This window comes from Paenibacillus sp. FSL W8-0194 (assembly GCF_037969745.1).
GTDB lineage: Bacteria > Bacillota > Bacilli > Paenibacillales > Paenibacillaceae > Paenibacillus_AQ > Paenibacillus_AQ cookii.
Window position 1 is genome coordinate 5,367,910 of the sequence record NZ_CP150205.1, and the last position, 15,219, is coordinate 5,383,128.

General features: G+C 41.3%; 11 protein-coding genes. 2 read left to right on the plus strand and 9 right to left on the minus strand.

The window, feature by feature from the left end; translation table 11 throughout:
* Positions 1-8: 8 nt before the first annotated feature.
* From rfbC to MKY58_RS24940, 7 genes are all read right to left on the minus strand, one after another.
* Positions 9-557: a dTDP-4-dehydrorhamnose 3,5-epimerase gene (rfbC, locus tag MKY58_RS24910; protein ID WP_339322508.1), complete on the minus strand. Its 549-nt coding sequence runs from the start codon at positions 555-557 to the stop codon at positions 9-11.
* Between the two features lie 21 nt (positions 558-578).
* On the minus strand, positions 579-1,322 hold the full coding sequence (locus MKY58_RS24915; protein ID WP_339322509.1) for a sugar phosphate nucleotidyltransferase: 744 nt from the start codon (positions 1,320-1,322) through the stop codon (positions 579-581).
* Positions 1,323-1,350: 28 nt separating this feature from the next.
* Positions 1,351-3,168, minus strand: coding sequence for an LTA synthase family protein (locus MKY58_RS24920; protein WP_339322510.1), 1,818 nt, complete (start codon positions 3,166-3,168; stop codon positions 1,351-1,353).
* Between the two features lie 512 nt (positions 3,169-3,680).
* Complete coding sequence (locus MKY58_RS24925; RefSeq protein WP_036715897.1) at positions 3,681-4,904, minus strand: ISL3 family transposase; 1,224 nt, start codon at positions 4,902-4,904, stop codon at positions 3,681-3,683.
* Positions 4,905-4,998: 94 nt separating this feature from the next.
* Positions 4,999-7,977, minus strand: coding sequence for a glycosyltransferase (locus tag MKY58_RS24930; protein ID WP_339322511.1), 2,979 nt, complete (start codon positions 7,975-7,977; stop codon positions 4,999-5,001).
* A complete protein-coding gene (locus tag MKY58_RS24935; RefSeq protein ID WP_339322512.1) occupies positions 7,967-9,187 on the minus strand; it encodes an ABC transporter ATP-binding protein in 1,221 nt (406 codons plus the stop codon). Before MKY58_RS24935 ends, MKY58_RS24930 begins: the two co-directional genes overlap by 11 nt.
* On the minus strand, positions 9,177-9,599 hold the full coding sequence (locus tag MKY58_RS24940) for an ABC transporter permease (RefSeq protein ID WP_339325242.1): 423 nt from the start codon (positions 9,597-9,599) through the stop codon (positions 9,177-9,179). The genes MKY58_RS24935 and MKY58_RS24940 overlap by 11 nt, the downstream gene beginning before the upstream one ends.
* 172 nt (positions 9,600-9,771) lie before the next feature.
* On the opposite strand from MKY58_RS24940, the gene MKY58_RS24945 reads away from it, so the two are divergent.
* Entirely contained in the window at positions 9,772-11,136 is a 1,365-nt protein-coding gene (locus MKY58_RS24945; protein ID WP_019007868.1) for an ISNCY family transposase, read from the plus strand.
* A 79-nt stretch (positions 11,137-11,215) separates the two neighbouring features.
* Here the strand turns inward: MKY58_RS24945 and MKY58_RS24950 are convergent, their stop codons facing one another.
* Positions 11,216-11,605, minus strand: a complete 390-nt coding sequence (locus MKY58_RS24950; protein ID WP_339322513.1) for an ABC transporter permease — start codon at positions 11,603-11,605, stop codon at positions 11,216-11,218.
* 89 nt (positions 11,606-11,694) lie between these two features.
* On the opposite strand from MKY58_RS24950, the gene MKY58_RS24955 reads away from it, so the two are divergent.
* Positions 11,695-14,154 (plus strand): O-antigen ligase family protein, encoded by a 2,460-nt coding sequence (locus MKY58_RS24955; protein WP_339322514.1) that lies wholly within the window; start codon positions 11,695-11,697, stop codon positions 14,152-14,154.
* Positions 14,155-14,315: 161 nt separating this feature from the next.
* Here the strand turns inward: MKY58_RS24955 and galU are convergent, their stop codons facing one another.
* Positions 14,316-15,200 (minus strand): UTP--glucose-1-phosphate uridylyltransferase GalU, encoded by an 885-nt coding sequence (galU, locus tag MKY58_RS24960; RefSeq protein ID WP_339322515.1) that lies wholly within the window; start codon positions 15,198-15,200, stop codon positions 14,316-14,318.
* Between the last annotated feature and the right edge of the window lie 19 nt (positions 15,201-15,219).

Sequence of the window (15,219 nt, forward strand, 5' to 3'; positions counted from 1 at the left end):
GCGGCCTCCTAATCAAAATTCAGTTCTGCATCCTTCAGAAGCGGATGACGCTGGTCTTTGTCCGATAGAATGGGCCTCGATGTCGGCCAATCGATTCCCAATGCCGGGTCATTCCATAATATGCCGCGGTCATTCTCCGGGGAATAATATTCGTCCACCTTATACAACACCTGGGTGTTCGGCACGAGTGTGCAAAATCCGTGCGCAAAACCTTTAGGCACAAGCAGCTGACGGTGATTATGTTCACTCAGAATAACCCCCACCCATTGACCGAAGGTAGGCGAGCTTTTGCGGACGTCAACGATGACGTCGTAGATTGCGCCGGTGAGGACGCGGATCAACTTGGTTTGGGCTTTAGGATTCAGCTGATAATGTAGTCCGCGAATCACGCCCGGCTCAGCTGAAAGAGATTGATTGTCTTGGATGAAGTTGAATTTGACGCCTTGCTTTTCCAAGATGGCTTCATTATAACTCTCCATAAAAAAACCCCGGTTATCTCCATGGACAACCGGTTCAATCAGGCATGCGCCTTGCAGGTGTAAAGGAGTGACTTTCATGATGGATTCCCTCCATACTCTCTATATTTTCAGTTTTCCGAACTCTTCGCTAAAAGTAAGATCCTTTGCTAATTCGTTTGCTCTCGCCAGGGATGGGTGTGTACCTGCATCGGTCCACCATCCTTTTAAGATGTCGAATGAGAGCTGGTTACGTTCAATATATGCATTATTTACATCCGTGATCTCCAATTCGCCTCGAGCAGAAGGTTTTAGGGTTTTAATAATTTCAAACACGTGATGATCGAACATATAAATTCCTGTGACAGCGTAGTTGGATTTGGGATTGGTAGGCTTTTCCTCAATTGATACAATACGATCCCCGTCAATTTCCGGCACTCCGAACCGTTTCGGATCCTGAACTTCTTGGATCAAAATTTTTGCGCCATGTTGTTGCTGACGGAAGTTTTGAACAAACGGAGATAGATCGTCCTCAAAAACGTTATCCCCTAGAATAACGACCATTTGATCCTCGCCGACAAAATGTTCTGCAAGACCAAGCGCCTGAGCTATTCCTCCAGCTTCGTCCTGCACCTTATATGTAAAGGAAACCCCCATCTCTCTGCCGCTTCCGAGGAGATTGACGACATCGCCCATGTGGTCTTTCCCAGTGACTATTAAAATGTCATCTATACCTGCGTGTTTAAGTCTATAAACAGAATGAAATATCATAGGATATTTGCCTACAGGAAGCAAGTGCTTGTTCGTAACTTTCGTCAATGGGAATAGTCTAGACCCTGTACCTCCTGCCAAAACAACGCCTTTCATAGACTCAACTTCTTTCATTTGAAATAAATTAAAACAAATATGCCTCACTGAATTTTTTTCCGAATAATAAGTCATATTGTATTAATTGGTATATTGGTTCTAACTTATTTTTCACACCCTTAGACAACTGACCGTTCGAGTCAACATCCACTGATTTAGAATTACCAGGATAATATCTTCTAAAGTAATCTAAAAACCCGTAAAATTCAGGCATTTCCAAATTTGCTCTTTTAAAAACCTCAGGTATGATGAATCCTGGACTGATAACTCCAATATTCTCTTGGCTTCTATTGCTAATGTTGTCCCAGATTAATAATGGGGTTTCTTTTAATTTTAAATCCTGCTCTAGAGGGCTATTACCTCTAATTTCAAGTTCATCATAAACTGTTGATCCTAAGTTAGGTAAATGATCTCCGAAAAACACTACTATGGTTGGTTCGTTAATGTTTTCAAGGAGATACTTTAGAGCGCTGTCAGCATCGTGAACACCTTGCGAATATATTTCCAGTGATTCTTTCGCTAATTCACTAATTCTACCTTTTACTTTTATACTTGATTCATACTTGGATTCCTTATTATACGCAGAATGATTCTGCATGGTAATCGCATAAATAAACGCAGGTTCAGAAGTTTGATTAATTTCATTAAGAATTCTTTTCGACATCTCTATGTCTGCGATATATACACCTCTTTTCTCTGGATTAACAAAATCTTCTTCTCCAATAAATTTGTCAAAGTCGAATAGCTTATAAACATTACTCCTATTCCAGAACCATTTAACATAAGTGTGAATAGCAATGGATTTATAACCATGTTCTTTGAGTACACTAGCTAGTGACGGAATTGGTCTTTTAATGTATTGCTGATAGGGAATCGAGCCCTCAGGCAAATATTTCATCGACAAGCCTGTCATGGCTTCAAACTCAACATTTGAAGTCCCACCCCCAAATTGAGGAGATAGCAACCACCCTTTCGTACTGTTTGGGATTTGAGACTTATAATATGGTATAGGCTCTTGAGAAAATGAGACATTACTTGCAACAGAAGGATCCCAAAATGCCTCATTCATAATATAGATAATATTAGGCGCCTTACTGCTAGATAACTTATGTCTATCGGTGTCACTGTTTTCATCAAGAATTTTGTTTATTTCGGAAACAGTTTTCATTATATTAGATTCACTATAGTCTGAAGGTGGTACCACTCGAGCACTTGGAATGTTTAATATGAAACTTAAAATAACACCGTTATGCTTATAATTTTCTTTTTGCTCCCAAACTATGTTCTCAATCTTCGATTTGTTTAGTAGTGATTGCAACAAATCAATCCTGTCCCAAAATACAAATGATATTAAAATTAATAACGACGCAAGACCTAAAATTAGCCGAGATAAAGCTGAAATCCTTATTTTTGGGAGATACTTACGAAAAATAAATAATAGCAGCAAGAGCACTAATACTCCTATCAAGTATATTAAATTAACTTCTTTATACATTCCTGGCAACAAATTTACTATTTGCTTTACAAATAATAAATCCCAAGGAAAAAACGGCTCGTTTAAAAATTTCATTTTATAAATTTCAATCATTACAAATACAAATACTACGCAACTATAAATAAACAATCCCATGAATAAATTGGAAACTAATGAAGTAATAAATAATTCCAATAAAAAAAGTAAGAAATAATTCAATAAAAATAACTTTACGTTTTTCTGAATCCAATAAAGAGTCTCTTGAATATCCCCTCTGCAACTCCACTCGACCATTACAATAACAAATAACGAAAAAAAAGCCCCCCCAATAAAACGATTTATAAAGTTTTTGGAAAAACAACTATTCTTCATTATTAAATTTCCTTCTTTTTGTTCATATTTATAAGGTATTAAATAAGCTAATGACCTGCTCATCAGTTAATTTAGAGATATCAATATTATTTGTCGAATAAATATAATCATCATCAATAATAAGATTATTATCAAAATAAAATTGTGCTAATGAACGCAGCATAAGACTAGGATTATACCTAAATGTCAGATAGTCGGTTTCCTTTTTATTTCGCTCTTCATCAAACATAATATGATGATGAACCAACAGGGAATTAGGCGAGTTTACGAGACGTTTTCCTGACTTTCTTAGCAAGTATGATATTGCTGAATCCTCGTAAACATTCGGATAACCCTCGACTTCAGGGAACCATCCTTTAAACGGCTCTTCGCTCTACTGGGTGGGTAGAGGCGCAAATATTAGTTTTATAACCCTTCCGCCTCTAAGAGAATTTCAGAGATTGAAACAGCCCTCAAGAAGAGCACTTGACCGCTGTTTCAATCTCTGAAGCGTGGTGTTAAGGCGGTAAGGGTTATTGTGCTCGGCGTGCTCCGAGCGTTGGAAGTCGGAGCTTATTCGCGGTCATGTAGACCATGGCGATCAGATTTTCTACGTTGCGGTAACCTCTGGCTCGCCGTTTGGCTGCTTGCACCAGACCATTAATACCTTCGAGCAAACCGTTCGTCATCTTGCTGTGGAACCAGCGTAATATGCCTTCCTCATGTTGCTTGATCGTCTTGGCTAAGCTAATCATGGGTGAGAGCTTTGATCGAGTGGCCCAGCCAATCCATTCCCGCAAATACACATCCGCCAAAATATGCGGGGTAGTCCAGAGATCCTGTAAGGCCAGCTTAAGACGGTAAGCCCGCCCAGTCTGCAGGTTGCTGTCCTTTAGGCGCAGTAAGGTTTCTTTCTGCTCCGCTTTGAGGTTTGCTTCGTTCTTCAACCAGATGTATTTCGTTCGCTTCAGTTCTGGCGTTTGCTTCTGCTCTTGAATTCGAACCTCATCTAGGGCTTCGCCCACCAGCTTCATCACATGAAATTTGTCAAAGGTGATCTCGGCATCAGGAAAATATTCCTCAATGCCTCGGATAAAGGCGGGTGACATATCGCAGCATACTTCTTCAATCTGCTGCGCGGCAGCACCTTTTGTTGTCAGATACGACTTAAAGCGCTCCAACGTATCCATTCCTTTGCCTTCAGTTGCAAACAGCACGGTTTTGCGATCAACATCAACAAACAGGGTAATGTAGCGGTGCCCTCGCCTAGATGACGTCTCGTCAATCGCAATCCGTTTCACCTTGGATATATCAAGCTCTGCCATCGCTTTATCGACGTAGTGATGGAAGATGCGCCACATCCGTGTGTCATGTTCTCTCAGCTCACGGGCTGCCGCATTGACGGGCATTTCCGCCATCAATCGCATCGCCCATGCTTCAAAGAGCAAAGTGAAATGAGAAAGCGGTCTGGCCCACTTCACCGATACTTGCGTTATCTTGTTACACGCCTTGCATTTTACTCGTGGCATTCTGGCGTGCATATATGTTTTCCAATTCCAGAAGTCCAAGTGTCGCCAGGTCTTCTTCTCGGAGTCATATGCTTTACAAGCGATCCCGCATAAGGGACAAGCGAAGGTTGCTCCTCGTGCAAAGTCGATAAACAGGTGCCAAGCTTGATCCATATCGTCAAACTCAACATGCGTCAATTTCCATGGTTCTTCCAACTGTAACGCCACTTTGAACATCTCTGAAATCATATTGTCACTACTGCTTAATGTAGTCCACACTAGTCATCCCGCCCTATTAATCATCTTACAGAGCAGTATTGACTAAATTTCTATTAAGCAGACATTAGCCATGAACTATAGCGAGGAAGCCTTTAAACAATGTAGCTCCAACGGGATTCCAATCCGTTTGATATCTTTCTAAAGTAGACAAGTCATATACTGACTTATTGATGTTGTACAATTTAAATTGAATCCTATTTCCCGTGATCTCCTCATATCCACCGGTAAATTGTAAAACTCCGCTAGGGAAGGCTACTCGGCATGTAACTGAACCTATATCGTCAGATTCTTCTGCTCGAACGAGCAACTCTTCAATCCAACCAGAAGTGACCTCAATGTCATTATCTAACGAAATATAGTAAGCATCCTTGCTAGCATATTTCAAAGCTTCCTTCCGACCGCCTGCCGGCCCCAAATTCGTTGGATGGTAAATAACTTTAACATTGTCAATACCTTCAATATTCTCGCGTATAAATGAGACGCATTCTTCAGACGATCCATTATCAAATAGAATAATTTCATGCGGAACTTTTACCGTTTTTTTGATAGATTGGATGCATTGCAAAGTCTGATCTTCTTTACCAAAAGAAATAATAATAAATGATAATAACTTGTGAAATACTCCATCTCTTATGGATCTTCGCATTTTTGCCTGATCAGATATGAATATTGACATGTTCTTCTGCTTATCATTAGACCGAATAGACTTTTGATTAGTATGAATTCGGTGTTTATACAAAAATTCAGGTACGTGCACAAAAGAAGCGTTAGGGTAATGAAAAGCAACTCTAAGAACCATGTCGTAGTCTTGGGCCCCATCATAATCGGGATTAAAAACTCCGACTTTCATAAATACATCCCGGCTGATCATTTTAAAATGGGATGCATACATCCTGACATCAAGATGATCTTCAAAAATATTTTCCTTTGGTAAATGATCGCACGAAAATCTTCCTATTTCCTCCGAGTTTTCATCAATATGAATTCGATTTGAAAAGGAATATTTTGTCTCAGCAGTCCAATAGGACAACGAACGTTCCACAGCATTTGGTTCTAAAATATCATCGCAGTCTAAGAAAGCAATTATGCTACCCGACGATTTTGCAAGACAAATATTCTGTGTTCTAGAGATACCCTGATTAATTTCATTCTTATAAATTTTTATTTTCTTATTGCTTTTGTATCTACTCAATATTTGCTCAACTTCTTGTTCAGGCGAACAATCATCCACAATAACAATCTCTATGTTCTCGTATGTCTGGTTTAGTGCTGAATCGATGCAACTCGAAATATAGGCCTTGTTGTTATACACAGGAATAATTATTGATACTAAAGGATTTACTAAATCAACATTCTCAAATGATTCCGGTATTTCGTTAATCACGTCTTGATATTTAATCTTGTTTTTACTCGATAGAAGCTTATAGTAAACTCTTTTAAAATGCGATCTAAATGGTTCAGGAGTCCGTCTCATCATATTAAAAGTTTTGGAATGCACTTTTCTAACAAGACTAGAATTCTCTGCTTTAACTATCACAGGTTTCATCCTGTTTTTTAGAATTGTCTTCGCATTTTTTCTTGAGTTTCTAATCATATTCATTCCTGACCGTGCCGGAGACAAATACCTCCAAGATCTAGAATTCAGAATTTCTTCAAGTCTTTGCTGGATACTGTCATTGTTTCGAATCAATTCTGCCTTCTCAGTAACGAGATTATTATATTTAATGCCGAGGGCCGTTACCTCTTCTTGCTTATAATTCATTTCATTCCGTAATTCCAAAATCTCATCTTGTAGAGTTTCAATCTGATTTTGAGTATTTCTAATCGCCTCTTCAATTTTCGTTTTATCAGATCTCAAACTGCTAACTTCCGTACGCTTTAAAAATAATTCGTCGAACAATGCTCTGATTTCTTCACCAATAGTAACAGGTATTTGCTCTGACAAACAAAGATTTATACGAAGCCGATAATTTCCCGAAAAGCTAGCCATATTATTGCTATTCAATATAAAGCAAGGCTCTTCACTAATTGTTAAGAATCTCAAAGTTTGAAAGCTCTCTAACTTTACCGTTCCAGATTCAGGTATCACTAATGAGCCCTCTTTCAAGAAGTCCGTCGCGATGACATTATCTTCCTTTATCAATTGCAACTTTGTAATCTCTATAAATGCAGGTGAACTGCCTTGTATTTGTATATTTACTTTATTGTTATTTAGACTTAAAATTGAAAATTCATAATCATGATATCCGCCATTGCTTGGTATTTTTTCAGAATAGATCTCCTCTTGACCTTCAATAGTAACGTGGAGCCGACTAAAATTAAAAGGATTATTTTCAGTACCTATTTTCCCAATGTCACTCGGTGAAATAGACCCCTTTTTTTCAGAAACACTAACAAATTGATAAACATGGCCATCATTTTTTTTCTTTAGATACTCTTGCAGTCTTTCGGGAAATTCGTTATATGATTGCCTTAGCTCGGTCTCTTCAGGTTTAAGAAAGGTCTCTAAAGATTCCACCGGTTTCAAACCCGCATAATTCAAAAGCTCCAGAACGCTTTTTCTAGTGAAAAAACGGATGTGAGTATTATCCAGCAAACCTAAGTCCCTATAATCAAACTCTCCTAAGAGTAACTTCATCAAGACAGCGTTATGCCCGATATTAGGGATGGATGTAAGGACTTTCCCCTCTTTTGACAGGAAGCGATTACTGAATCTCAGCACCTCCCAGGGGTTTCTCAAATGCTCCAAAACATCCGCAAATATTAAAAAATCAAATTGTTCATTCTTTAATTGCGGACCCCAGTTGGATAAATCGTCCAAGTCAGCAACAATCATTTTGTCGCAATACTTAGAAGCAACTTCCGCAGCTTCAGGATCGATTTCAATACAATAAACCGTGCAGCCTAACTCTTGTTTTAAATATTGGGTCATGTATCCAAGGGCTGGCCCAAATTCAAAGACTTTTGCACCTGGGGTGATTCTTCTTAATATTAAAGATAGTGAATTATCGCTGGACATGTCTATCTTATAATTATATTTCATTAGATTTCATAACCACCTTATTACTCCATTTATGATCTAGTAATAATAACCCCTCAGCAACATATTCCGAGGAATCAATCCAAAATGAATTAACTCTGCTTTTATAGTCGTATCTAATGAGAGCAGAACTCTCAAAGAAACCGACATCAACCATATAGGTTCCTGGAAGTAGACTTAAATTGCTATACTCAAGTACTAATTCGTATGTTCCACAATCACCTTCCAAAGGCTTTTTGTCAATTTTGGTATTCAATCCACAGATGTACGTATCTTGCTTATCAAAAATCGCAACCCCGCCGACAAGCCCTTCAATTGGTCTATGAATTGTATATTCTACAACTACATAGATTTTCTCGCCCATTTTAAAATTCTTTTTATTTATACCGTTTTCGTCGACAAAAGAGACTTTATCAATGGTTAAGTCTTCTTTAATTTCGAAGTTTACGGGCTCTTGCGATACCTCTTCTTTTTTAAAGCCATATTTAATAAAGTCTTCATATTGTTCAATTATAGTGTTAACGTCTCCTCTAGCATGGACTTCACCATCCATCATCCAAACAACTTCATCACAAAAATTTCTTATAGAGTATGAATCATGACTAACAAAAAGAATGGTTTTCCCTTGATCCTTAAAGGATTTCATTTTTTCAATACACTTCAACTGGAATTGCATGTCGCCAACAGCAAGAGCTTCGTCAACAATTAAAATATCGGGATCAACATGAACCGCACAGGCAAACGCAAGCCTTACCAGCATACCGGATGAGTATGTTTTGATAGGTTGTTCAATAAATTCACCTATATCCGCAAATTCCTCGATTAGAGGCATTTGATCTTGTATTTGCTTCTTGGTCAGTCCCATGATCGTACCTTGCATGATAACATTATCTCTTCCTGTAAATTCAGGATTAAAACCACTCCCTAATTCAAGAAGAGCTGCAATTCTTCCGTTAACTTTAACCTCACCTGAAGTAGGTGTTAATGTACCTGCAATAATTTGGAGGATTGTACTTTTTCCTGAACCATTTTTTCCAATCAGGCCAACTGTTGAACCTCTGCGAATATTAAAAGATACATCATTAAGAGCCCAAAATTCATTATACCTTTTAATATTTTTAAAAATGCCTTGAAGTATTCGATCTTGAGGTCTATTAAATATCCGATAACATTTGCTTATTTGAGAGATTTCAATTGCATTTTCAAAGAACATCTGCAAACGCTCCTTTGGTCTTTTTGAACCACGCATACCCTAATAAAAACACCGCTGAACCAATAATTGTTCCAAAAATACACCACGTCCAATTCGGAATGTTCCCCCAAATAAAAATATTCCGCATATCCTCAACTACGTAACCTATCGGATTTATATAATATATCGGGCGAAGTGCCTCGGGAATAATTGAAATGGGATAGAAAATCGGACTTAAAAACATTAATCCTTGTACCAAAACGACCAAAATATGTTGAATATCTCTAAAAAAGACTCCTAGAGAGGATAAAATTAAGGAAAGCCCAAGAGACAGCAATATTAATGGTAGCATTACCAACGGGAGAAAAATAACTGTCCAGGCAATGAATCCGTTAATGATTAAGTTTCCTACACATAAAATTACTAAACTAATTAGTTTCCCCTGAAAAAGTCAGGGTGTTTTGAGCATAATTAAAAGGAATTCAGCACCTCAAAATGGAAATTGTTATTGACGAGATAACAAAGTTCCACACCCCGAGGGAAGAATTCCTTTGCTATAGGAGTTCAACAGAAGCCCACGGGAATCCTTCCAAGAGGTGAAGAAAATGTTGAAACTTCGAGACGAGCAATTGACCATCTGGGATGCCATTCTCCCGGAATCTGTTAGAAAGTTGCCGGTCGAGCTTGCAATCATAGATCAATTACTGGACGACGACCGTTTTCTTCAACCGTTTACTGAGTTGCACCCGAAAGGCAAGAAAAGCGGCCGTCCTACGCTTGCAATTGAAAAGTACATCCGTCTTATGGTCCTGAAGCATAAATACAATTTGGGCTACGAGTCACTCGTGAAGGAAGTCGGTGACAGCATCACATGGCGAATGTTCTGCCGGTTTGCCATCGACGAACCGATGCCCGACCCGTCTACGCTCATCTATGCCCGCAAACGCTACGGCGACAAGATCGTCGAAGACATCAATGCCGCACTCGTAAAGCAGTGTGAGGAAAAAGCCGTTCTGAAAACCCGCAAATTGCGCACGGATACGACGGTTGTGGAATCCGACATCCATCACCCGACAGACGCTACGCTGTTGCAAGATGGCGTAAAAGTCATCACTCGAACGATTCAGAAAATCCGGAAAGTCGCCTCCCACACTGTTCAAGGCTTTGAAGATCGTACGGCAGAAATCAAGGAAAAGATTCTGTCCATCGCGAAAGTTCTACGTCGCCGCACCCGTGAATCTTGGGAAGAAGTTGACCGGATCACTGGGAGCGTAATCGAAGTAGCCGAGAACGTTGTGAACAAGGCGCAAGCCGTTATCGAGAAACTGCAAGACAAGGGCAAAGCTGCTCTTCGACAAAGTAAAACCAAACTGACCGAGGCGGTCACGCTAACCGGCAAGTTGTTGGAACAAGCCAAACAGGTCGTTTCCGGCAATCGAATCATCGCAGATCGGATCGTCAGTTTCTTTGACCCGGAAGCAAGACCGATTAAGAAAGGTAAGCTGGCCAAAGGAACTGAGTTCGGCTACAAGGTGCGAATCGACGAGACGGAAAGCGGCTTTGTGACCGGCTACGCTGTCTACGAAGGGAACCCCTCGGATGATGAACTGCTCGTTCCCGCTGTACAGGCGCATATCAAGCAATTCGGCAAAGCGCCGCAAGCTGTAGCGACCGACCGCGGTTTCTCAAGCAAGAAGAACGAAACGGCCATTACCGAACTTGGTGTGAAGCGAGCTAGCTTGCCGCGAAAGGGCAAAAAAGGCATTGCCCGATCCGAGTACGAAAACGAATTATGGTTCAAAGACTTGCAGCGTTACCGTGCAGCTGGAGAAGCGAAGATTAGTCTTCTCAAGCGGAAGTACGGTTTGAACCGCAGCAGGTATCGGGGCTTTGTCGGCTCAAAATGCTGGGTCGGCTTCGGGATTCTGACCCACAACCTGCAAAGAGCGGCAAAAATGCTCCAAAACTAACATGGAAACCGATCATTAGGGAAAGTTCCCCCTCACAACCCAGCCAGCAACCCGAAACTATTTTTGAAAATCGACTTTTTCAGGAGCAACTAATTAGAAATTGTACAAATGCTGAACAAAGTGAAACGATCGGTAAAACTTCCAAGGGAAATACAACCTTCTTTACATAGTTGACATTGCTTAGAATTAATGATGGTGCTTTGGTAATTATTTCAGAAAAGAAATTGAATGTAGAAATGCCACAGAATAAAACCAATGCAAAATCAAGCGTGCTTGTTTCCGTTTGCCCCCAGCGCGATTTTAAAACAAAACTAAAAAAATAGGTGTAGATCACAAGCATAAACAAGGGATGTAAAACAGACCAAACTATACCAAGATATGATCCTTTATACCGAAGCAATAAATCTCGTTTTGTTAATTCGAATATCAAGTCCTTCTTTTCTTTAAAGTAAGTTATGGGGTTTCTCATAATTCCTCCAAAATATCTCTTTGTCAATGTAATCAAACTGATCTTATGTTAAAATATCGTCGTATCTCACAAAAAGGAGAATGGAAACTTTGTCTAATTCAGTATACGGGAACCAGGCGAAGAGGTCGAGTAACGTCGAGAAAAAGCCTTCGTTTCTATTAGTTTTAATTGTTGCCATCATAGCGTTTTTAGTTTGGACTCCCTTTCAGGTAGCACTTTTTAATGGTCAGATGTTAGAGTTCGAAAAGCCTTTGTTTTGGGCAATTGCCTTGGGTTCAGTATTGCTGTTCCTATGGATCGCCAACTATTACAAGAGCTTTAAACTTAATGAGCAGCGAGACTGGCTCCCCTTAGCGGTACTATTGCTGCCTATTACATATTTATTGTCGTATTTTGGGGCCGCCTCGCATTATTTGGCGATGAATATGGTGCTTGTCCAATGCCTGTATGCCATCATGTTCATTATTAGCATCTATCTGCTCCAGGATCAGAGAGCCAATAAAATCATTCAGACGACGATCATGACGGTCGCGTATATTATTGTATGGTTCGGTTTCCTGAACTGGTTCGGGCATGGAAAATTTGCAGGAACGCTGATCGTCTGGTTTTCGAATGGTGTGCTTGACGGAAAATATACGGATGCGGTAATGACAGACTCCAATGGTCTGCGTTTGACCTCCGTCTTCCAGTATGCCAATACATATGCGGCATTCCTCATGGCTTTCCTGTTTGCTGCCGTATTCTGTCTGATTCGCTCGAAAAAATGGTATGGGCAAGCCATCCACGCATTCATGCTGGTACCGATTATCGTGTCGATATTGCTCACGCTTTCCCGCGGCGGTCTGGTTATGCTGCCTGTTGTATTCGTTCTTTTGCTGCTATTCCTGAAGCCGGCAAAACAAATTCTTTGGGTCGTATATTGTGCAATCGCAGGCATAGCTTCCCTCGCCATCTCCAAAGAGGTTACCGATCTGGGACTTCAACTGAACCAAAAATTCGAGGCAGGCGGAGCAGCCAAAGCATGGGCATTCCTCTTAATAACATCCGTTGTGGTTGCAGTGATCGGCTGGGTCATTCAAGCATTTCTTGCTCCTAAAATGGAACAGGGCTTGGCTAAGGCCTCAGCCAAAAAACTTGCCAATCTGTGGATTCCGGTCGGATCGGTGATCGTGGTTGGCGTTGTAGCCTTTTTGCTTATCGGAACGAGCGTACGCAATATTTTGCCGGAAAACGTCAGCACGCGACTTGAGAACATTAACTTCAATCAGCACAGCGTACTGGAGCGGATTACTTTCTATAAAGACGGCATGAAGGTCGTCAAAGATTACCCGGTTCTCGGAGCCGGCGGCGGCGCTTGGGCTGCATTGTACGAGAAGTATCAGAACAACCCTTACACAAGCCGTCAGGCGCACAACTTCTTTGTCCAGTACCTGTTGGAAGTAGGCATTGTCGGATTTGTTATTTTCATGGCATTTGTCCTGTTTATTTTCTATAAATATATTCGCGGGTATATCCAATCGGATGGGGAAAGAAAAGATTCATATTTCTTGTACCTCATTCTGACCCTGTCTATTCTTATTCACAGTATTCTAGACTTTAACATGAGTTACGTATTTATCGGGATGCTGGTGTTCATTGGTCTCGGGGGCATGGCCGCCGCCATGGACAGCAAGCCGCTGAAGAAGATTGCCTGGAAAACAGAGGGCGCAGGATGGATCTATAGTTTGGTGGTCGGCATCTGCGGAATCGTCGTGCTGATTACTTCGGTTCGCTTTGTGCAGGCAAGCAATGCCGGTCTGGAAGCCCGAAAAATAGCACAAACGAGCACTTCTTATGAGGAAATCAAAGCGGCGCTAGATAAAGATTTGAAGATTCGCCACACTCATCCGGATTCCGTACTGCTGATGTCTTCGCTGTATCAATCGGTGTATAAACAGACCCAAAACGACGATTTTTACAATGCGGCGAATTCACTCCTGACGGATGCGCTTAAGAAAGAACCTTATAACAAAAGCATGATCAACCGCCTCATTACCAACTACCAGCTGAAAAATGAAAATGATAAAGCCTTTGAAACGCTGGTTGCGAACGCACCGAAATTCAACTGGGATATCGAATGGTATGAAAAAATGATTACGCAAGGTTATGAGCTGGGTTATACGGCGCTTGGCCAAGGCGATACTGTGGCGAAAGAGAAGTACTTTAAAGCAGGGATTGCAGCCTTTGAAAAGGTTCAAGCCGGTCTCAAGCATCTGGCTACGCTGCCCAAAGGGCAAATGGCTGGACGTCCGTTCTCCAACTCTCCGGTTATGATCCTCGATGCCGGAAAGATGTACTACATGATGAACCAGCTGGATAAAGCTGCCGAGACGTTAAAAATGGGTGTCTCTCAGGACTTTAACGACGCGACGAACCGTGAAACCGCTCATTGGTATATAGCGGCATTGATGAAGCAGGGCTCGAACGATCAGGCTGTATACGACCAACTCATTAAGGCGGACCCAACTGAAAAAGATTCGATTGAAAAATTAGTGCAAATCAATTTTTAATTTAGATCAAAAAAGAGCAGTTCACTTCAATAGTGAGCTGCTCTTTTTATTAGCATAATCCAATCCAAGCGGACGTATATAACGCAATACAGTTCAGGCGTCATACTAGCAGGTTAAAGGGCATATTGGACAACATAGATTACCTACGTTTGCTTATTTAACTAAACCGAATACTTCCGCTCCCTCTCCATTACCTCCCTCATAAACTCCAGCAAATCCTTTTTCAGCTCCTCATGCTGCAGCGCATAGTGAATCGTCGTTTTGATGAATCCGAACTTCTCGCCGACGTCATGCCGCAAGCCATCAAAATGATAGGCAAAAATTGATTCGGTTTCGCTCAGCTTGGAGAGCGCGTCCGTTAATTGGATTTCGCCATTAACACCAACGGGCTGTTCTTCGAGGATCGTAAAAATTTGGGGTGTCAAAATATACCTTCCCATGATGGCCAAATTGGAGGGCGCCTCTGAAGGCTGTGGCTTCTCTACCAGGGCGTTTGCCCGGTATACCCGATCATTCACCCTCGTTGCATCCACAACGCCGTAGCGGGAAACCTCGGACCATTCCACGGGCTGCACGCCGACGATGGAGGATTGATGTTCATTGTATATACCCATCATCTGTTTTAAGCAAGGAATGTCGGACTCTACGATATCGTCCCCGAGCAGAACGGCAAAAGGCTCATCGCCAATGAATTTGCGTGCGCACCAGATCGCGTGGCCCAGGCCCTTGGGCTCCTTTTGCCGAATGTAGTGGATGTCTGCCATTTCGGAGGACTTTCGGACTTCATTCAGCAGATCCCATTTCCTTTTCGCCGTCAAATTATGTTCGAGCTCGAATGAATAGTCGAAATGATCCTCGATGGCCCGCTTGCCTTTGCCGGTAACAATGATGATATCCTCAATGCCGGAGGCAACGGCTTCTTCTATGATGTATTGGATGGTGGGTTTATCGACGATCGGCAGCATTTCTTTGGGCATCGCTTTGGTGGCCGGTAGAAAACGGGTCCCCAGCCCCGCCGCCGGAATGATGGCCTTACGAATTCTCATCTATATGCTCCTTATCCGG